The 23452-nt window shown below is 71.1% G+C and carries 16 protein-coding genes; 5 read left to right on the top strand and 11 right to left on the bottom strand.

Annotation, left to right across the window (positions count from 1 at the left end):
• Positions 1-24 precede the first annotated feature (24 nt).
• The 9 genes from ACNYC2_RS19550 to ACNYC2_RS19590 all read right to left on the bottom strand — a co-directional run bounded on the left by ACNYC2_RS19550 (position 25) and on the right by ACNYC2_RS19590 (position 12587).
• Entirely contained in the window at positions 25-921 is an 897-nt protein-coding gene (locus tag ACNYC2_RS19550; protein WP_419703390.1) for an oxidoreductase, read from the bottom strand.
• Positions 918-2558: an MDR family MFS transporter gene (locus tag ACNYC2_RS19555; RefSeq protein ID WP_419703391.1), complete on the bottom strand. Its 1641-nt coding sequence runs from the start codon at positions 2556-2558 to the stop codon at positions 918-920. The genes ACNYC2_RS19550 and ACNYC2_RS19555 overlap by 4 nt, the downstream gene beginning before the upstream one ends.
• A gap of 108 nt (positions 2559-2666) precedes the next feature.
• On the bottom strand, positions 2667-3347 hold the full coding sequence (locus tag ACNYC2_RS19560) for a response regulator (RefSeq protein WP_419703392.1): 681 nt from the start codon (positions 3345-3347) through the stop codon (positions 2667-2669).
• Positions 3344-4555, bottom strand: a complete 1212-nt coding sequence (locus tag ACNYC2_RS19565; protein ID WP_419703393.1) for a sensor histidine kinase — start codon at positions 4553-4555, stop codon at positions 3344-3346. The genes ACNYC2_RS19560 and ACNYC2_RS19565 overlap by 4 nt, the downstream gene beginning before the upstream one ends.
• 90 nt (positions 4556-4645) lie before the next feature.
• Positions 4646-5461 carry an SDR family NAD(P)-dependent oxidoreductase gene (locus ACNYC2_RS19570; RefSeq protein ID WP_419703394.1) on the bottom strand — a complete coding sequence of 272 codons (816 nt, stop codon included), beginning with the start codon at positions 5459-5461 and terminating at the stop codon, positions 4646-4648.
• Between the two features lie 25 nt (positions 5462-5486).
• Positions 5487-8168: a family 78 glycoside hydrolase catalytic domain gene (locus ACNYC2_RS19575; RefSeq protein WP_419703395.1), complete on the bottom strand. Its 2682-nt coding sequence runs from the start codon at positions 8166-8168 to the stop codon at positions 5487-5489.
• A gap of 37 nt (positions 8169-8205) precedes the next feature.
• A complete protein-coding gene (locus tag ACNYC2_RS19580; RefSeq protein WP_419703396.1) occupies positions 8206-9540 on the bottom strand; it encodes an MFS transporter in 1335 nt (444 codons plus the stop codon).
• A gap of 48 nt (positions 9541-9588) precedes the next feature.
• Positions 9589-11397 (bottom strand): beta-glucuronidase, encoded by a 1809-nt coding sequence (gene uidA / locus ACNYC2_RS19585; protein WP_419703397.1) that lies wholly within the window; start codon positions 11395-11397, stop codon positions 9589-9591.
• A complete protein-coding gene (locus tag ACNYC2_RS19590; RefSeq protein WP_419703398.1) occupies positions 11394-12587 on the bottom strand; it encodes a family 1 glycosylhydrolase in 1194 nt (397 codons plus the stop codon). Before ACNYC2_RS19590 ends, uidA begins: the two co-directional genes overlap by 4 nt.
• Before the next feature lie 157 nt (positions 12588-12744).
• On the opposite strand from ACNYC2_RS19590, the gene ACNYC2_RS19595 reads away from it, so the two are divergent.
• Together ACNYC2_RS19595 and ACNYC2_RS19600 are read left to right on the top strand one after the other, a co-directional pair.
• A complete protein-coding gene (locus ACNYC2_RS19595) occupies positions 12745-13362 on the top strand; it encodes a TetR/AcrR family transcriptional regulator (protein WP_419703399.1) in 618 nt (205 codons plus the stop codon).
• A gap of 295 nt (positions 13363-13657) precedes the next feature.
• A complete protein-coding gene (locus tag ACNYC2_RS19600) occupies positions 13658-14143 on the top strand; it encodes a hypothetical protein (RefSeq protein WP_419703400.1) in 486 nt (161 codons plus the stop codon).
• 108 nt (positions 14144-14251) lie between these two features.
• Here ACNYC2_RS19600 and ACNYC2_RS19605 read toward each other — a convergent pair whose 3' ends face one another.
• Positions 14252-14926 carry a TetR/AcrR family transcriptional regulator gene (locus ACNYC2_RS19605; protein WP_419703401.1) on the bottom strand — a complete coding sequence of 225 codons (675 nt, stop codon included), beginning with the start codon at positions 14924-14926 and terminating at the stop codon, positions 14252-14254.
• A gap of 100 nt (positions 14927-15026) precedes the next feature.
• Here ACNYC2_RS19605 and ACNYC2_RS19610 point away from each other — a divergent pair, with 100 nt between their 5' ends.
• From ACNYC2_RS19610 to ACNYC2_RS19620, 3 genes are all read left to right on the top strand, one after another.
• Entirely contained in the window at positions 15027-15971 is a 945-nt protein-coding gene (locus ACNYC2_RS19610; protein ID WP_419703402.1) for an SDR family NAD(P)-dependent oxidoreductase, read from the top strand.
• Positions 15972-16066: 95 nt separating this feature from the next.
• The gene (locus ACNYC2_RS19615; RefSeq protein ID WP_419703403.1) at positions 16067-16861 is read left to right on the top strand and encodes an SDR family NAD(P)-dependent oxidoreductase; all 795 of its coding nucleotides are present in this window, start codon (positions 16067-16069) and stop codon (positions 16859-16861) included.
• Positions 16862-16879: 18 nt separating this feature from the next.
• A complete protein-coding gene (locus ACNYC2_RS19620; RefSeq protein WP_419703404.1) occupies positions 16880-17860 on the top strand; it encodes an aldo/keto reductase in 981 nt (326 codons plus the stop codon).
• A 126-nt stretch (positions 17861-17986) separates the two neighbouring features.
• On the opposite strand, the gene ACNYC2_RS19625 is transcribed toward ACNYC2_RS19620, so the two are convergent.
• Positions 17987-23257, bottom strand: coding sequence for a choice-of-anchor G family protein (locus ACNYC2_RS19625; protein WP_419703405.1), 5271 nt, complete (start codon positions 23255-23257; stop codon positions 17987-17989).
• Between the last annotated feature and the right edge of the window lie 195 nt (positions 23258-23452).

Below are 23452 nucleotides of genomic sequence, written 5' to 3' on the forward strand. Positions count from 1 at the left end.
GCAGTACCTCCGTCTTGTACTTCGCTACTGGGTCGGTCGGTGGCGCTCACCGAGTTCCCCCCCCGGGAAGTCGGTGCCGGTCAGGTCGGCGGACAGCGCCCACAAGCGCCGCGCCGCCGCGGGGTCGCTCGCGGCCGTGGTCCGCCCGGCCAGCGTGGGTTCGCCGCGCATGCCGGAGATGCCGTCGGGGCCGGCGTAGCTGCCGCCGGGCAGGTCCTGGGTCGCGACCAGCAGGGTGGGCCGGGCGCCGGCCTCCGTGGTCTGCGCGACGAGCTTGAACAGCACCGGGCGGATCCGGGCGCCCAGACCGGTCCTCGGGCCGAGGTTCGACATCGCCAGGCCGGGGTGTGCGGCGAGCGAACGCACGGGCGATCCGGCCTCGGTGAGCCGCCGCTGCAGCTCGAGGGTGAAGAGCAGGTTGGCCAGCTTGGACTGCCCGTAGGCCCGGCTCGGGCTGTAGCTTCCCGTGAGGTTCAGGTTGTCGAAGTTGATTCCCTTGACCCATCGGTGTGCGGCGGCCGAGACCGTGACGACGCGGTCGGTGACGTATGGCAGCAACAGGTTGGTGAGTGCGAAGTGGCCGAGGTGGTTCGAGCCGAAGTGAGTCTCGAACCCGTCCTTGGTACGTCCCTCCGGCATGTTCATCACGCCTGCGTTGTTGATCAGCAGGTCCAGGTCACCCTCCCAGGACGCCGCGAACCTGCGTACCGAGGCGAGGTCGGCGAGGTCGAGACGGCGGACCTCGTTGCTGCCCGGGATGGTGGCCGCTGCCTGCTCGCCCTTGCGGAGGTCACGGACGGCGAGCACGACGTGCGCACCTGCCCGGCCCAGCGCCTGGGCCGTCGGGAGGCCGATGCCGCTGTTGGCACCGGTGATCACCGCGGTGCGGCCGGTCAGGTCGGGGATCTGGACTGCGTTCACGGAAGCAGAGCTCCTTGGGTGGTGGTGCGTGCGTCGGTGGAGGCATTGATGGGGGTGCTCGGATCCTCCGGGCCGGTCTCCTCGGCCGGTTCGAGCGAGGCGCGCAGGGGCACCTCCTTGATGAAGACGGCCAGCAGGAGCCCGACGACGAGCATCGGGACGAGCGACGCGAACACCGGGGTCAGGGCGTCGTTGTAGGCCCCGACGACGAGGTCACGGATGGCGTCGGGCATGCTGTTCACCAGCTCGGGCGTGAACGAGTTGCTGTCTCCGGCCTGACCGTCCGGCAGCCGCTCCGTGAGCAGGGTGGTCAGGCGGGAGGTGAACAGCGCGCCGACGACGGCTCCGCCGAGCGAGGCACCGATCTCGCGGAAGAAGTTGTTCGCGGCCGTGGCGGTCCCGACCTGACTGTCGGGGAAGGAGTTCTGCACGACCAGGACGAGGATCTGCATCGCCAGACCGATTCCCGCGCCCAGGACGAACAGATAGGCGAGCAGTACCCACAGCGCGGTGGTCGGGGTAAGCGTGGACAGCAGCCCCAGCGCGACGCCGAGCACGACCATGCTGGCGATCGGCATCCACTTGTACCGGCCCGTCCTTCCGGCGAGCTGCCCCGTGGTGAGGGCGGTCGTCATCAGGCCGACGATCATCGGGATCATCAGCAGCCCGGACACCGTCGCATCGACGCCGGCGACCATCTGCAGGTAGGTCGGCAGGTAGGCGATCGCGCCGAACATCGCCACACCGATGAACAGGCCCGCCGCGGTCGCGAGCACGAAGTTGCGGTTACGGAACACCGCGAGCGGGATGAGCGGCTCCGCCGCTCTGTGCTCGGCCAGGACGAACAAGGCGCTGAACACCACCGCCAGGCCGATCAGCGTGTTCATCGTCGCCGATCCCCACTCGTGCTCGGTGCCACCCCACGAAGCGACCAGGATGATCGAGGTGACCGCGACCGCCATCGTGATCGTGCCCCACACGTCGAACCGGACCCTCGTGTCGTGCCGGGGCAGGCGCAGGAACACCGCGGCCAGCGCGATAGCGGCGATACCGAGCGGGATGTTGATCCAGAACGCCCACCGCCAGCCGATGCTCTCGGTGAACCAGCCGCCCAGCAATGGCCCGGCGACGCTGGAGATGCCGAACACGGCTCCCATCACACCCATGTACTTCGAGCGCTCCCGGACCGGGACGACGTCGGCGATGATCGCCTGCGACAGGATCATCAGGCCACCGCCGCCGATGCCCTGGATCGCGCGCGCCACGATGAGCCAGGTCATGTCCTGCGCCAGCCCACCCACGACGGACCCGGCGAGGAACACGCTCAGCGCGCCGATGAACAGGCCCTTGCGGCCGATCAGGTCACCGAGCTTGCCGTAGATCGGCATCATGATCGTCGCCGCGACGAGGTAGGCGGTGGTGACCCACAGCATGTGGTTCACGCCGTGCAGCTCACCGACGATCGTGGGCAGCGCGGTGGAGAAGATCGTCTGGTCCAGGGAGGACAGCAGCATCGAGACCAGCAGGCCCGCGAAGACGAGGAGGATGCGGCGCCCGGGCGCCTGCTGCGCTGCCGCATCGGTGGTTGCCGGTGGGATGGCGCCCGCGGCGGCGGGCACGGGCTGGGACGTGGTCATGCCCCAACTCTCGCTTCGGGCCTGGGTGCGCTACGTCCACCCGGCGCGGCATCTTCCGTACAGCGGTCGCGGTACACGAGCGGCGGTACGGAAGCCCTCGGGCAGTGGTCAGACCCCGCCCGGGGCCAGCATCCCGCTCTCGTAGGCGAGGATGACGAGCTGCGCCCGGTCGTGGGCGTAGAGCTTGGCCATGATGCGGTTGACGTGGGTCTTGGCGGTGTGCGGCGAGATCACCAGCTCGTCGGCGATCTCCTGGTTCGACCTGCCACGGGCGACCAGGAGGAACACCTCCCGCTCCCGGTCGGTCAGCTGCGCCAGTGCCGGTGGCACGGCCGTCGTGGCCCGGGGCCCGGCGGTAGAAGCTGGTAGCACATACCTCGTGATCAGGGCTCGTGTGGCAGCGGGTGACAGCAGAGCGTCGCCGGCGTGCACCGCCCGCACGGATCTGGTGATCTCGTCCGGCTCGGCGCCCTTGCCGATGAAACCGCTCGCCCCTGCCCGCAGGGCTGCGACGAGGTACTCGTCCTCCTCGAAGGTGGTCAGGACGAGTACCCGGGTGTTCTCCAGCGACGGCACGGCACAGATCGCTTGGGTCGCCTCTATGCCGTTGAGCTCCGGCATCCGGATGTCCATGAGCACGATGTCGGGCTGGAGCGAGGTCGCCAGGGTGACCGCATCGCGTCCGTTCACGGCTTCTCCGACCACGGAGATGTCCGCCTCGTTGTCCAGGATGTCTCGCACCGCCTGGCGGATGAGGAACTGGTCGTCGACGATCAGCACGGTGGTCATCGCCTGTTCTCCTTCGTCAGGGGTAGCGTCGCGGCGAGGCGGAATCCTCCGGGTGTCTGCCCGGTCTCGACGGTGCCGCGGATCGATCCGACGCGTTCTCTCAAGCCCGTCAGCCCGTGGCCGCCCAGCCGTTCCGCATCCGGCAGGTCGTGCGGTGCGGGCACGACGGGGTTGGCCACCACGATTCGGGCATGCTGGTCCTGGACCTCGATCAGGACGTGGGCCCGGTGGTCGGATCCGTGCTTGTGAGCGTTGGTCAGACCTTCCTGGATCACCCGGTAGGCGACCAGGTCGGGCGCGCCGGTGACCCGGCCGAGATCGCCTTCGACCCGGACATGGACCGAGAGGTCCGCCTCCTCGAACCGCTGGACAAGGGCGTCGAGCTGCGCCAGGCCGGGCTGCGGAGCGGCATCGGTCGCGGACGTATCGCCGTCGGCGCGCAGCACGGCCAGGAGGTCGCCGATCTCGCCCAGCACCGTGCGCGCGGCGGTCCGGATCGAGCCGAGAGCTTCCCTGGCCTTCTCCGGCCGGGTGTCCATGGTCGAGGTGGCGACTCCGGCGTTGAGGCTGATCACGGAGATCTGGTGCGCGACGGCGTCGTGCAGGTCGCGTGCGATCCGCAGCCGCTCCTCGGTGACGCGCCGCTTGGCCTCGGAGTCGCGGGCCTGTTCTGCTCGCACGGCGCGGTCGGTCATGGCACGGATGAACTCCTTCCGGGACCGGGAGGCATCTCCAGCGGCTGTGGCGAAGGCGATGGTCGCGGCAAGCTGGACGATGCGGGAATCCAGGATGCCGCCAAGTCCCGACAGGGAGCTCAGGAGCACGATCGCCAGGATCGTGCCCCCACCCGCGATGAGGGTCTCGCGCCGCGGCGACCGGTAGGCGACGGCGAACATGGCGATGGAGGCCGCCAGGACGATGCCGGGTGCGAACGCTCCGGCCTGGGCCGCGATGCCGTACAGCGCGATGCAGACCACGAGGATCGAGATCGGCCACCGTCGCCGGAGCGGGAGCAGCAGGGCGGGTGCGACGGCCACGGCGATCTCGAGGGGCCCCTCGGGCGGGAACTTGTCCCCGGGGAGAGGCACCAACGCTGGGATGACCACCAGCGCCGCGGCGATCAGGTCCCTGGCCCAGGTCGGCACCCGGAATCGTCCGTTCCCGGGGTTGGACGAGCCGCCGGTCGCGGTCTCCGTGGGCCATTCCATGGCCTCAGTGTGCCGGGGCACCGTTCGGGTGGCATCCACCTGACGCGGCATGCGCGCGTAACGCGATCGCGGTACGGGATCGCGGCGGACCTACGCCGTGTCACCACCGTCAGCCAGCAGGGTGCTGCCGGTCATGAACATGGACAGGTCGCTCACGCAGAAGAAGACGACGCGGGCGATGTCGTCGGGCGTCCCGATGCGGCCGACGGGCGCGGTCATCATCAGCGCCGTCGACGCCGAGTCGGTCGCGGGCATCCCGGCCGCCTGGGCAGCGAGCTGGTTCCCTTCGGTAGGGACGTAGCTGGGTGCGACCCCCAGGACCCGGACGCCAAGAGGTGCCAGCTCCAGCGCCAGCTGCCGGGTCATGCCACGCACCGCGTGCTTGGAGCCGACGTAGGCCGCCAGGCCCGGCGCGCTCCCCCGGAACGCCGCCGTCGAGGCGACGTTCACGATCACGCCGCCGTGGCCCCCGGCGCTCATGGCGCGGGCCGCCTCGCGCGAGCCGGCCAGGGTGCCGCGCGCGTTCACCGCGAAGACGGCGTCCCATTCCTCGTCGGTCATCTCCAGCACCGAGATGTGCGGGAAGACCCCGGCGTTGTTGACCCAGGCGTCGAGGCGTCCCCACCGGTCGACGGCGAGGTCGGCGGCGGCCCGCACGCTCGCGGAGTCGGTCACGTCCATCGTGACGCCGACGGCGTCGGCGCCGTACCGCTCGGCGAGCTCCGCCGCCGTCTTGCCGGCCAGGTCGCCGTCGATGTCGCCGACCAGGACGTGGGCGCCCGCCTCGGCGAGCCGGGCGGCGATCGCCCTGCCGAGGCCGCGGCCGCCGCCCGTGACGACGGCCGTCCGGCCGCGCAGGGTGACGAGCTCGCCGATCGAGTGCTGGGAGACGTCGGGTACAGGCATGTGTGATTCCTCTTCTTCAGGGTGTTCAGGAAAGTGCGGGGAGGTACGACGCCGGCGCGGCGCACTCGGCCGTGTGGCGGCCGGGCCCGACCGGTAGGGAGGTGCCGTCGGGCAGGTGCACCGTCGCCGTCGACCCGGGAGGCACGGTGACGCTCAGCCGGAAGACGCCGTCCGCGACCCGCCACTCGGCGGCTATCGGACCCTGCGGGCCGTCGAACGTCCCGCGCGCCCACGTGAGCCCTCCCCCGAGCACGGGGGCGACGTCGAACGACTCCCACGCGACCGAGCCGGGCGCCTGCCGCAGGCCGAGCGTGTGGGTGTGCAGGAACCGGACGACGGCGCCCTTGCTGTAGTGGTTCAGGGAGGCGTTGGCCTCGCCCTTCTCGTCGATCCCGTCCCAGTCCTCCCAGATGGTGGTGGCGCCGCGGTCGAGCATGCCCAGCCAGGACGGGTAGGTCCGCTGCAGCAGGACGGCGTAGGCGACGTCCGCGTGCCCGGCGTCCGCGAGCGCCGGGAGCAGGTCCGCCGTGGAGAGGAAGCCCGTGGTGAGGTGGTCGTCGGCGTCGTGCACGCGGGTCACGAGGTGCTCGGCGACGGCGGAGCGCAGGTCGTCGGGGACGAGGCCGAAGGTCAGGGCCCGGACGTAGGCGGCCTGGGTGTCGGCCGCGACGCGGCCGTCCGCGCCGAGGAACTCCGTCTGCCAGGCGTCGCGGACCTTCCCGGCCAGCTCGCGGTAGTGCCGGGCCTCGTCGTCCTTGCGGAGCACGCGGGCGATGTCGGCGAGCTCGCGCAGCGAGCGGTGCAGGTAGGCGGTGCCCACCTCCCCCTTGTCGGCCATGAACCAGGCCCGGGGGTCGGAGCCGAGCGCGGAGACCAGCGTCCCGTCGGCGGACCGCGTCTTGGGCTCGCTCCACTCGCCCCAGTGGAACGTCCCGTCCCACAGGTACCGCTCGTGGGGCAAGGCTTCGCTGGACCGTTCCACCCGGGAGGGATGGCGGGCCGACGCCGCGGCGCGCAGCGCGAACTCCAACCAGCGGACCATGGCGTCCCAGCTCTCCCGGAGCGCGACGTGGTCGCCGTACGTCTCGTACAGCACCCAGGGGACGTGCACTATCGCGTCGCCCCAGCCGGCCGATCCGGTGATGTGGTCGACCATCGGGTCGGGGTGGGCCTTGAGATGGTTGGGGTCGGGCGAGGAGTTCACGATCCGGCCGTCGGGGAGCTGGTCGTCGCGCACCGACCGGAGCCACTTGCGGGAGAAGCCGTCGACGTCGAACAGGCGCACGGCCGTGGAGACGAAGATCTGGTAGTCGCCCGTCCAGCCCAGCCGCTCGCGCGTGGGGCAGTCGGTGGGGACGTCGACGGCGTTGCCGCGGAAGCTCCAGCGCGCCACCTCGTGCAGACGGTTGAGGTCGGCGTCGCTGCACTCGAACGTCCCCGTGCTGGTCAGGTCGGTGTGCACCACCTGCATGGTGAGGTCTGCGGGGTCGGGGGCCGCGGCGACATCGTCCCTGGTCAGCCGGGCGTATCGGAAGCCGTGCACCGTGTGCCGGGGTTCGAAGGCCTCGTCCGGGTCGCCGGACGAGACCACCTCGTCGCGCTGGACGAACGGGATCGGTTCCTCGCCCGGTCGGGAGCTGTCCAGGTGGCGGGTGTCGAGGTCGCCGTCGGGGCCGAGGTGCTCGCCGTGGTCGATGACGGTGCGGATGCCGGCCGGCCCGAGGTCGGCCAGCCACACCCAGCCGGACGCGTTCTGCCCGAAGTCGACGACGGTCGCGCCGGACGGGGCGACCGTGATCGAACGGGGCCGCAGGCTCTCGACGACCCGCGCGGGCGGCGCCGGGGACCAGTCCACCGGCGGCGCCTGCACGGCGTCGACCAGCACAGGCTCGGGCGCGCCCGGATCCCGGTGCAGGTCGGTGACCTGCCCGTCCATCAGGTCGGCGTGGGTGATCGACGACCGCCGGGACGTCCAGCCCGCGCCGGTTCCCACGACCGTCCGTGTGCCCGCGCCGTCCTGGAGGTGCACCTCCAGTCGGACGCCCGTGCGGGCACCCCACCGTGCCGGCGTGCGCCACGTCCCGGCCTTGCCCCGGTACCAGCCGTCCGAGAGCAGCACCTCGACCTCGTTGTCCCCCTCGACCAGGTAGGGCGCGAGGTCGTGGGCCTGGGCGTACAGCGTGCGGTCGAACGACGTCGAGCCGGGGGCGAGCTGGGTGTCCCCGACGCGGCGCCCGTTGACGAACACCTCGTACAGGCCGAGGGCCGCGACGTACAGCCGGGCCCGGGCGACACCGGCCCGCGCCGTGAACGCGCCGGCGAGCACGTACGCGGGGCGGTTCGACGTCCCGGCGTCGTCCGGCTCGTCCGGCGAGACCCAGGCCGCCGACCAGTCCGGGTCCAGGAGCCCGGCCTCGAACGTGTGCCACTCCGCCCAGTCGGATCGTTCGTCGCCGTGGTGCGTGCGGACCCGCCAGTGCGCCGTCTCCCCGCTCCTCAAGGGCCGCCAGGGCCAGTCGACGAAGAGGTGCGCGGGCGAGGTCGCGGTGACCTCCGGCTGGTCGACGCCGTCGATCCGGACGGCCAGCGTGTACCCGTCCTGGTGCGCCCGGCCGGCGGGCAGGCGCCAGGACAGGTGCGGCCGCGCGCCGGTGACGGCGAGCGAGCCGCCCCCGGCGTCGGTCGTCAGGTGCTGGGGTGCGTTCACGAGCTGGTCCTCCAGGTCGGGCGACGGGGGTGGAAGGTCATCGGACCGACTTGACCTTGAGCAGGATGGTGAACCCGCCGACCAGGGCGAAGACCGCGCCCGCCAGGTAGAGCAGGGTGTAGTTCTTCTCGGCCCCGACGACGCCCGCGGTGATGATGAGCGGGGCGATCAGGGGCGCGAGGGCGCTGGGGATCTTCTGCGCGAAGGCGACCACTGCCATGTAGCGACCGGCCTGCGCCCGGTCGGGCAGCACGGCGAACACGATGGCCTGGTCCACCACGGAGAAGGCGGCGATGGCGAGCTGCATGATGACGCCGCCCACGATCAGCGGGACGATCGAGTAGGAGAACGCCTCGATCACGGCGCCGACGACGAAGAGCAGCGCGCCGATGAGCGTGAACAGCTTGCGCCGGCCGAGCTTGTCCGAGAGGAAGCCGCCGACGATGGCGCCGGCCGTGGCCGCGACGATCCCGAGGATGCCGATCGAGGCCACGACCCCGGCGACCTCCTTGACCGGCATCTCCAGCCGCTGGGCGTAGAAGAAGGTGCCGAAGGTGGTGTTGAAGTAGAGGCCGATGAAGAACAGGAACCGGCCGAGCCAGTTCCAGCCGAAGTCGGGGTGCTTGCGCGGGTTGAACCAGAAGCTCGCGAACAGCTCCTTGACCGTGATGTGCGTGGACCGGACGAGCTCGGCGGAGCTGCCCTCCGGCTTGAAGACGGGCAGCAGCAGGATCAGCACCAGGCCGACCAGCCCGGGGACCAGGAAGACCAGCAGCGTGCTGGAGGCCACGGCGTAGGCGATGCCGATGCCGACCACCGGCGCGACCTGCGACGTGACGCCGGTCAGCGCCGAGACCCGGCCACGCTGCTCCTCGGGCACGCGGTCCGCCATCAGATTCTGGATCGCGCCGCCCGCCGTCGCCCAGCCGGCCATGCCGAGCACCCAGCCCAGTCCGATCAGCGGGATCGTCGGGGCCAGCGCGACGATCCCGAGCGCGGCGAGGCCGAGCAGCGAGCCGACGACCAGGAACGGCGTCCGCCGTCCGAACCTGGAACGGGTGCGGTCGCTCCAGAGCCCGATGATCGGGCTGAGCACCACGTAGACCACCTGGGCGATGCCGGTGACGTAGCCGAGCACCTCCTCGTGGCCCGGCGCGAGCTCGGAGATCCGCACGGCGAGGCCGTAGGACAGGGGCACCATGAGGGCCATCGAGGCACCGAAGTTGGCGACCATCAGCCACACGATGTGGCTGGTGCTCATCTTCTCCAGCGGTGGCGCGACGACGGCGCGCTCACCGCCGCTGTCCTCGGCGGAGGTGGCTACGGAGGTGGGGGCCGCCGGCTGGTCGCCGGCGGGCTCGGTCTGGGACATGGTGACTCCTTCGTCACGGGGGGCGTGCGGCGGTGCGCGCGGGGTGGTTCAGCTGTCGGTGGGCTTGCGGGTTCCGGTCGCCGTCCACCGGGCACGCAGGTGGTGGGCGGCGCTCTTGGGACGGCGGTCGCGGGTGAAGACGCCCTTGCGGTTGCCGTCGACGCGGTGGATGCCGTCGGAGGTCTGGAAGTCGGCGAAGTTCCACACCTGCTCGCCGATGACCTCGGGGACGCGGTCGAAGACGCGGTGGTACATCGCCAGGTAGGCGCTCTGGAACTCCTCGCTCCAGGGCTGCTCCCACACGGAGTGCAGGCCCGGCATGGTGTCGGCGCCGTACTCGGTCATCAGGATGGGCTTGCCGTGGGTGCTCGCCCACGCTCGCAGCTCGCCCTCGAGCTGCCGCTCGGCAGCCTCCAGGTCGCCCGTGCCGAGGTACCAGCCGTAGTAGCGGTTGAGGCTCACGACGTCGAGCAGGTCCACGAGCAGGTCGTTGCTGTAGGTGGCGAACATGACGTTGGCGATCGTCACCGGGCGGGTCGGGTCGAGCTCCCGCGTCAGGCCGATCAGGGGTTCGAAGTACTCGCGGGCGCCGGCCTCGTTGGACGACGGCTCGTTCGCCACGCACCACATCACGACGCTCGGGTGGTTCTTGTCCCGGGCGATCAGCTCGCGCAGGTGCTGGGCGTGCGCCTCGCGCGTGCTGTCGTTGAACGTCTCCGGGGAGAACGTGGGCGTGGGCGCCTTGCCCGTGAGCCCGCCCTGCACGGCGAGATTGATGCCGACGGCGGCGGTCTCGTCGATGACCACGATCCCGAGCCGGTCGGCGAGCTCCAGCACCTCCTCCGCGTACGGGTAGTGGGCGGTGCGGAACGAGTTGGCGCCCACCCACCTCAGCAGCTCGAAGTCGTGCACGAGGTAGGCCGGGTCGTGGCCCTTGCCGCGCACCGGGGTGTCCTCGTGCTTGCCGAAGCCGGTGAAGTAGAACGGCTCGCCGTTGATCAGCAGCTGGGTGCCGCGCACCTCGACGGTGCGCACGCCGAAGGGCACGGGGTAGCTGTCCACCACCGCGTCGCCGTCGAGCACCTCCGCGACGAGGTCGTAGAGGTAGCCGCGGCCCGGCTGCCACAGGTGCACGTCGTCGAGCCGGACGGTTCCCGTGGCCCCGTGCTGCTCGGCGACCTGCCGACCGTCCTGGTCCAGGATCCGCACGCGGACGTCGGCGGTGCCGGAGCCGGTGCCGCTCGTGTCCACGCGGTAGTCGACCAGCCCGGCGGCGCCCTCGATCCGGGTGCGGACGGTGACGTCGTCGACCCGCGTGGCGGGGGTGCTGTGCAGCCACACCGAGCGGTGCAGGCCGGCGTAGTTGTAGAAGTCGTGCAGGTAGGACTGCTTCTTGCGGTCCCCGTCGATGGTCACCGTGCCCGGCGGGATGGTGACGTTGCTCAGCTCGTTGCTGACGCCGACGGTCAGCCGGAACTCCTCGCCGGGCCGGACGACGTCGGTCAGGTCGGCGTCGAACGGCGTGTAGCCGCCGACGTGCTCGGCCACGACCGCGTCGTCCACGTACACGACCGCCGCGTGGGTGGCCGCCTCGAAGCGCAGCACGACGCGCTCGCCGGCCCAGCCGCGCGGCACGCGCACACTGCGCTGGTACCAGACCAGGCCCACGTGGTCGCGGACGGCGCGGTCGGTGAACAGGTCGTTGTAGCTCGCCGGGACGGCGGCCTCCCGGGTCCCGGCCAGGCGTCCGGTCCACGGCTCCGGACCGGCCTCGGTGTCGAGGGCGAACCGCCACAGGCCGTCCAGGTTGATCAGGTCGCGGGTCGCGGTGGCGCGGGGCTTCAGGTGCGCGCTCACGGACGGCCCCGCCGCGCGACGTCCCCGAGCCACGCGAGGCTCGGCTTGGGGTGGCGCTCGAACGTCTCGCGGTCGACGGCGATGAGGCCGAACGTCGGCTCCCAGTGGCCCCACTCGTAGTTGTCCAGCGCGCTCCAGTGCAGGTAGCCGCGCACGTCGATACCGTCGTCGGCCGCCTGGAAGAGGTGGCGCAGCGCCTCGCCGGTGTAGGCGATGCGGCGCTCGTCGTCGGCGGTGGCGATGCCGTTCTCGGTCACGAGGATCGGCACGCCGCCGGTGACGTCCCAGGTGTGCCGGACGGCGAGGCCGAGCGCGTCCGGCCGGTACGCGGTCCCGACCAGGGTGTTGTCGGGATGCGGCGGGTGCGGCTCGATGCCGTCCTCGCCGACCCACTGGCTGGAGTACGACTGGACGCCCACGAAGTCGTCGCCGCGCGAGGCCTCCAGGTACAGGTCCTCCCAGATGTGCACCAGCTCGCGCAGCTTCTCCTCGCCGCCCGGCCGGGCGACGAAGGCACGGTTCGCGACCGACCAGCCGACCTTGGCGCCCGTCCGCGCGCGGACGATCTTGCGGGCCGCCTCGTGCGCCTCGACGAGGATCTCGCCGATCTCCGGGGCGGGCGGCGGCAGGGTCGGGCGCGGGTCGTTGTCGACGGTGGGGCTCTGCCAGGCGTCGGCCGGCGCGGAGCGCATCGCGCGCTCCATCGTCACCATCATCGCGAGCATGTTCGGCTCGTTCATCGTGACGACCCAGGGGACGCCGTCGAGGATCTCGGTGGCCCGCTCCACGTACCGCGCGAAGTGCTCGACGGCGTTCTCGCCGAGCCAGCCGCCCTCCTCGGCGAACCACTGGGGCGCGGTGAAGTGGTGCAGCGTGACCACCGGCGTCAGGCCGAGGCCGAGCGCCGTGTCGATCATGCGCCGGTAGTGGGCGAGCTCGGCGAGCGAGAAGCGGCCCGGCACGGGCTCGATCCGCGCCCACTCGATGCCGAAGCGGTAGGCGTTCAGGCCGGCGTCGGCCAGGAGCCGCATGTCCTGGTCGAACCGGTGGTAGCTGTCGATCGCGTCCCCGCTGCGCTCCATGCCGGGCATCGAGCCCTCGCGGGCCCACCAGTCGCTGTTGACGTTGTTGCCCTCGATCTGGTGCGGCGCGGTGGCGGCGCCCCAGAGGAACTGGGCCTGGTCGTTCATGGGCGGTCCTTCGCTGTGGTGGGAGCGGTGACGAAAGCGCCCCTGGCAGCGGCGCCGATGCCAAATGTAACCACAGTGGTTAGAGTTCGGGCAAGACTAGGATTTCCCGCAACAGAGCCGGGCACGCCCACCGGGCGGCAGTCGAACCAGGGACCTCGTGACTTCTTCCACCACGGACAAGAGCGCCGCCGGGCAGCGGCGCGGGCCGTACGCGTCAACGCCCGCCCGTCGGGCCGAGATCGTCGGTGCGGCGCTCGCGAGCTTCGCCGAGCACGGGTACGAGCGGGCATCGCTGCGGGACATCGCCGCGCGGGCGGGCGTGACGCACGCCGCCCTGCTGCGCCACTTCTCCGGCAAGGACGAACTCCTGCTCGCGGCCCTCGCACAGCGCGAGGAGCACGAGGAACAGCTCGCGGCCCGCATCATCGAGACCGGCATGTCGGGTCCCGGCGTCCTGAGCGCGGTGCTGCGCGAGGAGTTCTCGGACCCCGGCTACCAGCGCAGCTGGATGGCGCTGGCGATAGCGGCGACCCACCCGGACCACCCGGCGCACGACTTCTTCACCGGGCGCCGCGAGCGCATGCGTACCCGGTTCCACGACGGCGCGCTGCCCACCTCACGCGACAGCGCCCACCTCTCCGCGGACGAGAAGGTCACTCTTGTCCTCGCGATGATCGACGGGCTCCGGATCCAGGCCCTCCTGGACCCGTCCCGCAAGCCGCTCGAGCTCCTCGAGGTGTTCATGGGACTGGTCGTCGACCCGGAAGATCACTGAGCGCAGGCTGACGCCGCCTGCCGCCCCCAGACGTGGCATCTTTCGTACCGCGAGCGCGGTATCCGAATCCGGCACGGCTATAGCGGGCGAATTGGACCCTTTTTTGACAGAATGACCGTATGGCTCTCAGGGCCACAGGACTGATCGACAGCACGTCCGCCGAACCACCCAGGCGAAGCACCCCCCACATCGCTCCGCGCCCAGGGTGAATCATGACCGGAATTCCATGCCTCTGCATGGATACTTTCCCGTATGCCCGCCAACAGACCCGGGCAAGACCAGGTGAAGGACCGATATGCCACCCAGCACCACCAGCTCCGTCCTCGAGGTTATCGAGACGTCGATCTGCCGGCAGTACGGCGAGCACTCCCCCCACACCGCCTACCCCCACACGACGACGGACGGCGAGTACACGGCCGTCGTCGACCAGCCCGCGCTGCCCGGAGCCGTGGAGACGGCCGCGTTCCGGATCTGCCGCGGAGCAGCCGTTGACCTCTCCGACCGCTGGGCGTTCTTCGACGACCTGGCGCCCGCCGCCGCCTTCGCCCGCGCGGGCCGCACGTCCAACCTGATGTCGTCCTGGGACCTGTTCGAGGCCGCCGAGGTCCGGGCCTTCTGCGCCAGGCACCACCGCGAGGAGGCAGCCCTCCTGCTGGGCCGCCAGGTCTACGAGCCCTCCGAGATCCACGCGCACGCCGCGCGGTTCGCCGCGGCGACCTCGGCCCGGACGCACGCCGCCGCCTGGCTCGGAACGCTGCTGCGGAGCGCCCCGGCCCGCTAGCAGGGCCACCTCGAAGGTCCGCATCGATCAAGCGGTTCGGCATGGTTCTGGCCCCACATCCAGGCCGGACCGCTTGATCGAAGCGGACCTCGACAGACCATCCTGGGGTCAGCGGACGCCGGGGCGCGCCAGGGCACCCGCGATGAGCAGGGAGACGGCGTTCTCCAGGTCGGAGTCCAGGTCCACCTGGAACCTGGTCAACGAGGGGTCCGCCTCGTAGGCGGCGAGCGTGCTGGCGGACGGGACGCGGTACGTCGACATCGCGCCGGCCAGGACCAGCGCCGTCATGCACACCGTCCCGGCGCTGTCGCCGAGCTCCGGCAGGTGGTGGTGGAGCAGCTCGACCACCGTCCCGAGGTTGGCAAGGGCGGACCGCTTGTGCCGCAGCACGACGTCGACGGACACGTTGTGCTCGAGGACGCCCGCCTGCGCGTTGACCAGGTCGCACAGCACCGTGTGACGCGCCAGCGACCGGCCGATGACCGCGGCCACCTGGTCGCCCCGCTCCCGCGCCGAGAGCCGTGGGTCGACGCCGTCGGCGAGCTCCTGCGACACCTCGGAGATCCACGCCTCCAGGACGCCGGCCAGCAGCTCGAGCAGCACCGCCTCACGCGACTCGAAGTAGCGCAGCACGTTGGACTTCGCCAGCCCGACCCGCCGGCTCAGCTCGTTGAGCCCCACCTCGGCCGCCGGCATCTCGTCGAGCATCGACCGCGCCGTGTCGAGGATCGCCTGGCGCCGGATCTCCCGCTGCTCCTCGCTGCGCGCTCGCTGAAACGTCATGCCCGCCAGTTTACAGACCACCAGTCTATTGACAACAGACCGCAGGTCTCTTACGGTCGGAGCCACAACAGACCGGTGGTCCGTAAAAGGGAGCATGAGCATGAGCGAGCAGTGGACCGAGCAGAGCATCCCCGACCAGCACGGCCGGGTCGCCGTCGTGACCGGCGCCAACACGGGCCTGGGCTTCGAGACCGCGCGGGCCCTCGCCGAGCACGGCGCACGGGTGGTGCTGGCCGTGCGCGACGTCGAGAAGGGCAGGGCCGCGGCCGCCCGGATCTCCGGCGACGTCAGCGTGCAGGCGCTGGACCTGACCTCGCTGGAGTCGGTCCGCGACGCCGCGGCGGAGCTGCACACGAAGTACGCCTCGATCGACCTGCTGATCAACAACGCGGGCGTGATGCACCCACCCAAGCAGACGACCAAGGACGGGTTCGAGCTGCAGCTCGGCACCAACCACCTCGGACACTTCGCGCTGACGGGGCTGCTGCTGGATCTGCTGCTGCCCGTGCCGGGCTCGCGGGTGGTGACGGTCAGCAGCATCGCCCACCGCTTCCGAGGCGCCGCGATCCACTTCGACGACCTGCAGTGGGAGAGGTCCTACGACCGCAACGGGGCCTACGGGCAGTCGAAGCTCGCGAACCTCCTGTTCACCTACGAGCTGCAGCGCCGTCTCGCGCCCGTGGGGACCACGGTCTCCGTTGCCTCGCACCCCGGCCTGGCCTACACCGAGCTGGTCCGAAACCCGTCAGCGGTACTGCGCCTGATCACACCGGTCCTCGCGCCCTTGGTCAGCCAGGACGCCGCGCACGGGGCGCTGCCGAGCCTCCGTGCCGCGACCGACCCGGCGGTGCTCGGCGGGCAGTACTACGGCCCTGACGGCAGGGGTGAGCTCCGCGGTAACCCACGGGTGACCCCGTCCAGCCCGCAGTCCTACGACCAGACCCTTCAGCAGCGGCTGTGGTCCGTGTCCGAGGACCTCACCGGCGTGAAGTTCCCCGTGGCGCACCCGGAGACGCGGCCGGAGCCGGCGGAGCGGACCAAGTAGCCGGCGCGGCACCCGGCGCCGGTCCAGGGGGTCACTGGCATTGACCCTGTAGAGCGGGACTCCCTGCACCGCGCCGAGCGACGTCTCCTGGAGGCATGGAGAACACGAAGCTCGGCTCGGCCGAGCAGTCCAGAGGGAAGCTGACCGGAACGGTCGCGGTCGTGACCGGCGCGAGCAGCGGCATCGGCGAGGCCACCGCGCTGCGCCTGGCGCAGGAGGGTGCGTCCGTCGCGCTGGTCGCCCGGCGCGCGGACCGCCTCGACGATCTCGCCGCGCGCATCAAGGACGCCGGTGGCACGGCCCTCGCCGTGCCGGCCGACATCACCGACCGCGCTCAGGCCGAGGACGCCGTCCAGACCGTCGTCGACCGCCTCGGCCGCCTGGACGTGCTGGTCAACAACGCGGGCCTGATGCTCCTCGGCCCGGTGGTCGGCGCCGACGTCGACGAGTGGGAGCGCATGCTCGCGATCAACGTCCAGGGCCTGCCCTACACCACGAACGCCGCCCTCCCCCACCTGCTCGAGGCCGCGGACGACGACCCGCGCCGCGTGGCCGACGTCGTCAACATCAGCTCCATCGCGGGCCGCGTGGCCTGGGCGAACTACGGCGTCTACAACCTCACCAAGTTCGGCGTCAACGGCTTCACGGAGTCGCTCCGCCAGGAGGTCACCAAGCGACACGTCCGGGTCGGAGTCATCGAACCCGGTGGCACCGCGACCGAGCTCGGCTCGCACAACAGCGGCGCGATGCTCGACCACATCGACGACTTCCTGGCCGCCACCGAGGTCCTCGAGGCGAAGGACATCGCCGACGCCGTCGCCTACATGGTCACCCGCCCGCGGCACGCCTCCGTCGCCGAGCTGTGGGTCATGCCCACCGACCAGGCCTGAGCCGGAAGGAGCAGCACCATGAAGACCGCTCACCTCGGAGACCTGGAGGTCTCCCGCATCGGCCTCGGCGCGATGACCATGGCCGGCACGTACACCAGCGGGGGCGCGCTCGACGACGCCGAGTCGATCCGCACGATCCACCGCGCGCTCGACCTCGGGGTCACCCACATCGATACCGCCGAGGTCTACGGCCCGTTCCTGAGCGAGGAGATCGTGGGCGAGGCCGTCAAGGGCCGGCGCGACCAGGTGCGGATCGCCACGAAGTTCGGCCTCGTGTCCCACTCCGGTGCCGGCCCGGGCGTCATCGACAGCAGCCCGGCGAACGTGCGGACCGCCGCCGAGGGCTCGCTGCGGCGCCTGGGCACCGACCACATCGACCTGTACTACCAGCACCGGGTCGACCCGGGCACGCCGATCGAGGAGACCGCCGGAGCGGTCGCCGACCTGGTCAAGGAGGGCAAGGTCCTGCACTTCGGGCTCTCGGAGGCAGCACCCGAGACGATCCGGCGGGCTCACGCCGTGCAGCCGGTCTCGGCGCTGCAGACCGAGTACTCGCTGTGGACGCGGGACGTCGAGGCGGAGATCCTGCCGCTGCTGCGCGAGCTGGGCATCGGCTTCGTCCCCTACTCACCGCTGGGCCACGGACTGCTCACCGGGCAGATCCGTTCCGTGGACGACTTCGCCGACGACGACTGGCGCAAGACCAACCCACGGTTCACCGGCGAGAACTTCCGGCGCAACCTCGCCGTCGTCGACACCGTCCGGGAGATCGGCGCCGAGATCGGCGCGAGCCCCGCACAGACCGCCCTGGCCTGGATCCTCACCCGCGGCGACGACATCGCCCCCATCCCCGGCACGCGGCGCGTCTCACGCGTCGAGGAGAACACCGCCGCGGACGGCGTAGTGCTCACCGCCGGCCAGCTCGAGCGGCTGAACAGCCTGGAGCCCGCGGCGGGCGAGCGGCACGACGAGGCCAACATGGCCTCGATCGACCGCTGACCTGCCGCCTGCGCGGCGGGCGGCACATCCGGCTCGTCGCAGAGGCGCAAGCCGGCCCGGCACGAAGGTTCTCGTGCCGGGCCGGCTCACCCGCCGGCCGGATCACCGGCCGTCAGCGGTTTCCTGCTACTCCTTGTCAGGCATCTTGCCCATGGCCGTGGCCGCTGCCATCGCGAGCTCACGTCGACGCCGGATCAGTACCGCACCGGCCCCGAGCAGGAGCATCGAGATGGTCACCAGGGTGGCGACGTCCGCACCGGTCCTGGCCAGACCGCCCGAGCCGGAGCCCGAACCGTTGCCGTTGCCCGACCCGTTGCCGTTCCCATCACCGTTCCCGTTGCCGTCCCCGTCACCGTTGCCACCACCGGTGGACGTCAGCGCCACCTTGAACGAGGCAGCCGCGGAGTCCCCGACCGTCTGGCTGGTGGCGGTTCCGATGTACGAACCCGCCTTCTGCCCGGCCGGGACGATGAAGGTCCACTCGACCTTGCCCGTGTCGTCCGCGGCGGCGGCCTGCAGCTTGACCGACGTCGAGCGGATCACGCCGACGACCATCTCACCCGGCTCGAAGCCCGAGGCGTAGAGAGTCTGGCTCGCACCAGGCTTCACCGAGTCCTCCTCGAACCAGGCGGTCAGCGTCCTGGAGTCAGGTCCCGTCACAGTGATCGGTACCTCGGCACCGTCGCTGCCGTCCTCGGGCTCCGCGACGATGACGTGCACGCCGGGATCCGCGTCGTCCGGGATCTGGATGGTGACCGTGAACCCGCAGTCCTCGTCCGGGGTCACGGTGACCGGGTCGCCGACCGGGTCACCCGATGCGTCGGTCAGCGTGACGCTGACCTCGACACCCGCGGGGAAGCCCGTACCGGTGACGGTCACCTCGCCGCCCGGCTCGACGGTCGTCGGGTCGGCGACCAGGGTCGGGTCCGTGCACTCCTCCCCGGGACCGGAGCCGGGCTCGACCGTGAGCGGCGCCTCGGCACCCTCGCTGCCGTCCTCCGGCTCCGCCACGACCTCGTAGTCACCAGGTTCGGTGCCCTCGGGGATCGTGTAGTCGGTGGCGAAGCCACAGTTCTCGTCCGGAGTGACCGTGACCGGATCGCCCACCGGGTTGCCCTCGGCGTCGGTGAGCTGGATCGTGACGTCGACCCCGGCCGGGAAGCCGGTGCCCACCACCGTCACGGTCTCGCCGGCCGGCACAGAGCTCGGCGTCACCGTGAGCTCCGGCGCCGACTCGCACTGCTCGGCACCGGTGATCACGGTCAGCGGCGCCTCGGCCGGCGTGTCCGTCGTGTCGTCCGTTCCGACGACGGTGTAGTCGCCGGGCTCGGCGTCCTCGGGCACCACCAGGGGTGTCGTGAACCCGCCGTTCTCGTCGGTGTCGACGGTGATCGGGTCCCCGACGGGGTTGCCGTCGGAGTCCGTCAGCTGCACCGTCACCGTCGAGTCGGGCGTGTAGCCCTCGCCGGTCACCGTGGTGGTGCCACCCGGCGCGACCTCCGCCGGAGCCACCGTGATCGACGGGTCGATGTCCGCGGGCTCGACCGTGAGCGGTGCGGTAGCACCCTCGCTGCCGTCCTCGGGCTCCGCCACTACCTCGTAGTCACCGGGTTCGGTGCCCTCGGGGATCGTGTAGTCCGTCGTGAACGAGCAGTCCTCGTCCGGTGTGACCGTGACCGGCTCACCCACGGGGTTGCCCTCGGCGTCGGTGAGCTGGAGCGTCACGTCCACGCCGGCCGGGAAGCCGGTGCCGACAACCGTGACGTCCGTGCCCGCCTGTGCCGAGCCAGGCGTCACTGTGAGCTCCGGCGCCGACTCGCACTGCTCGGCACCGGTGATCACGGTCAGCGGCGCCTCGGCCGGAGTACCCGTGGTGTCGTCCGTGCCGACGACCGTGAAGTCGCCGGGCTCGGCATCCTCGGGCACCACGAGCGGCGTCGTGAAGCCACCGTTCTCGTCCGTGTCCACCACGATCGGGTCACCGACGGGGTTGCCGTCGGCGTCCGTGAGCTGGACGGTGACCGTCGAGTCGGGCGTGTAGCCCTCACCCGTCACGGTCGTGGTGCCGCCCGGCGCGACCTCCGCCGGATCGACCGTGAGCGACGGAGTGATGTCCGCGGGCTCGACCGTGAGCGGCGCCTCGGCGCCCTCGCTGCCGTCCTCGGGCTCCGCCACGACCTCGTAGTCACCGGGCTCGGTCCCTTCCGGAACCGTGTAGTCGGTGGTGAACGAGCAGTCCTCGTCCGGCGTCACGGTGACCGGGTCACCCACCGGGTTGCCCTCGGCGTCGGTCAGCTGGACCGTGACGTCGACGCCGGCCGGGAAGCCGGTGCCCACCACCGTCACGATCTCGCCGGCCGGCACCGAGCTGGGCTCCACCGTGATCGCGGGTGCCGTCTCGCACTGCTCGGCACCGGTGATCACGGTCAGCGGCGCCTCGGCCGGAGTACCGGTGGTGTCGTCGGTCCCGACCACGGTGTAGTCACCGGGCTCGGCGTCCTCGGGCACGCACAGGTCGACCGTAAAGGCACCGTTCTCGTCGGTGTCGACGACGACCGGGTCGCCCACGGCGTTGCCGTCGGCATCCGTCAGCTGGACGGTGACCGTCGAAGAAGGCGTGTAGCCCTCACCCGTCACCTCCGTGCAGGCACCCGGCTCGACCTCGGTCGGGTCGACCGTCAGCGACGGCGTGATGTCCGCGGGCTCGACCGTGAGCGGCGCCTCGGCACCCTCGCTGCCGTCCTCCGGCTCCGCGACCACCTCGTAGTCACCGGGCTCGGTGCCCTCAGGCACCGTGTACTCCGTGGTGAAGCCACAGTCCTCGTCCGGAGTAACCGTGACGGCGTCACCCACCGGGTTGCCCTCGGCGTCGGTGAGCTGGACCGTGACATCGACCCCGGCCGGGAAGCCGGTGCCCACCACCGTCACGGTCTCGCCGGCCGGCACAGAGCTCGGCGTCACCGTCAGCTCAGGTGCCGACTCGCACTGCTCGGCACCGGTGATCACCGTGAGCGGCGCCTCGGCCGGCGTGTCCGTCGTGTCGTCCGTTCCGACGACGGTGTAGTCGCCGGGCTCGGCGTCCTCGGGCACCACCAGGGGTGTCGTGAACCCGCCGTTCTCGTCGGTGTCGACGGTGATCGGGTCCCCGACGGGGTTGCCGTCGGCGTCCGTGAGCTGCACCGTCACCGTCGAGTCGGGCGTGTAGCCCTCACCCGTCACCGTCGTCGTGCCACCCGGCACGACCTCCGCCGGGTCGACCGTGATCGACGGGTCGATCGCCGGCGCCTCGGTCACCACGAGCGGCGCCTCGGCGGGCGTACCCGTCGTGTCGTCCGTGCCGACCACCGTGTAGTCACCCGGTTCGGCGTCCTCGGGGACGCAGAGCTCCGTGGTGAAGGCGCCGTTCTCGTCCGTGTCGGCGACGACCGGCTCGCCCACCGGGTTGCCGTCGGCGTCCGTGAGCTGCACCGTGACCGTCGCGCTGGGCGTGTAGCCGGAGCCGGACACCTCCGTGCAGTCGCCCGGAGCCACCTCCGCCGGGTCGACGCTCAGCTCCGGGGTGATCGCGGACGGCGGGGTCACGACCAGCGGCGCCTCGGCAGGCGTATCCGTCGTGTCGTCCGTGCCGACCACCGTGTAGTCGCCGGGCTCGGCGTCGTCGGGCACCACGAGCGGCGTCGTGAAGCCACCGTTCTCGTCCGTGTCCACCGTGATCGGGTCACCGACGGGGTTGCCGTCGGCGTCCGTGAGCTGGACCGTGGCCGTGGCGTTCGGCGTGTAGCCCTCGCCCGTCACCGTCGTCGTGCCGCCCGGCGCCACCTCGCCCGGGTCGACCGCCAGGGTCGGGGCGATGGCCGCCAGGTCGCAGGCGTCGATCCGCACGCCGGCGTTGCCGAGGCCGATCCGGCCGGCGTCCGCCGCCTGGACGAGTCCGAGGCTGAGCGCGGACACCTCGAGCTGGCCGAGCAGCTCCGTGCCGTCGGCGGTGGTGCAGGTAGCCGCCTCCTGGTGGTTGATCTGCAGCGAGACGAACTGCACCACTATGTCGAACACGGGCGACAGCGCGGCACCGATCGTCCCGGTGATGCCCGACTTGATGTCGTTGATCAGCAGCTCGAAGATCTGGTCGCCCGCGTCGCTGATGATGAGGTCGTAGACGGCGCCGAAGATCGGCGCGGCGGTGTTGCCGAGGCCGTTGATCGTCGTCGCCAGCAGGGTTCCGGTGACCGCCTGGACGCCGGTGCTGTTGTTGACGACCTGCGGGAAGTCGCCGTTCACGGCGTCGGCCAGGGGCACCGACCAGGACACGTCGAGCGTGCCGAGCGCCGACTGGTCGTAGAACGCGATGTCGATCGTCACCGCGTTCAGGGAGTCCTCGATCGCACCGATCAGGATGCGCGTGGCCTCCTGCATGATCTCGTGGACGCCCTCGGCGATCTGCGGGTACGTCTGGTCGTCGATGAGCTCGTAGTTGGGGGCGAGACCGTTCATGCCCACGTCGTCGCCACCACCCCAGGGGTCGTTGCCCTCGACCAGGTGCTCCAGGTGGACCTGCAGCTCACCGGTGGAGAGGTCCAGGGTCACGAGCTGGTTCGCCGACGTGATCGGCTCCCCCACGACGGACTGGAACAGCGTCTCCTGCATGTCGGAGTCGACGGTGACCGTCGGCTCCGGGATCCCGGGGACCGCGGCCAGCAGCGCCGTCAGCGCCGAGATGTCGAGCGTGTCGTTGACCAGCGTCTCGATCTGCGTGTCGATCGCGCCGCCGATGTCGTAGACGGTGTCGGCAGCGCCCTCGATGACCGGGGAGTGCAGGCGCAGCGTGCCGTCGGCGAGGCGGTACTGCCCCGGTCCGGTCACGCCGCCGTCGGGGTCGAGGATCACGCCGTCCTCGGCGATGACCTCGGCGCCGAGCGCACCCAGCTCGATCGTCAGCTCGTCGACCACCGCGTCGGTGATGCCGTCCACGCCGACGAGGTCCGCCAGCGACAGCACGTCGATGGACGCGGTGCCGAAGGAGTCCTCCGCGCCGTCCAGCGTGACGCCGCCGTCGGCGCCCAGCAGGCCGGACACCGCGTGCGCGTCCACGGGACCGGATGCCTCGCTAGTGCTGGCGAGTGCGCCGATCTGGCCGAAGTCAAGGAACTGGTCCACCGGGAGCTGGATGTCGCCGAGCGCGAGCACCTGGGAACCGAGGAGGTCGACGTTCAGGTTCTCCGTGTTCGGGCCGGGGTTGCTGAGCGACCCGGCGTCGGAGGTTGCCGCACCCAGCAGCTCCTGCTGCATGAGCTCGGACGCCAGCACGCTGGCTTCCGCTTCGGAGGGCTCGTCGGGGTAGTTGTCCACCGCGACGGCGGGGGCGCCGACCGCGGTGATCAGGAGCGCTGAGGCGGCCACTGCGGCGAGGCCTCTGCGCCACGTCGCGCCACCTCGCACTCGCCCTCGGGAATCTCGCCTTCGAATGAACGGCACATGCGTCGAGATCAAGAAGATCACTCCTCACGTTCGCGCCTGCTGCAACGGCGTCGGAATTGCTGTGACCCGCACCAGGTCCGGTACGTGCCCGCCCTCAGAAGACACAGGAATGAAATG

The sequence above is a fragment of the Promicromonospora sp. NFX87 genome, from assembly GCF_048564965.1.
Taxonomy (GTDB): domain Bacteria; phylum Actinomycetota; class Actinomycetes; order Actinomycetales; family Cellulomonadaceae; genus Promicromonospora.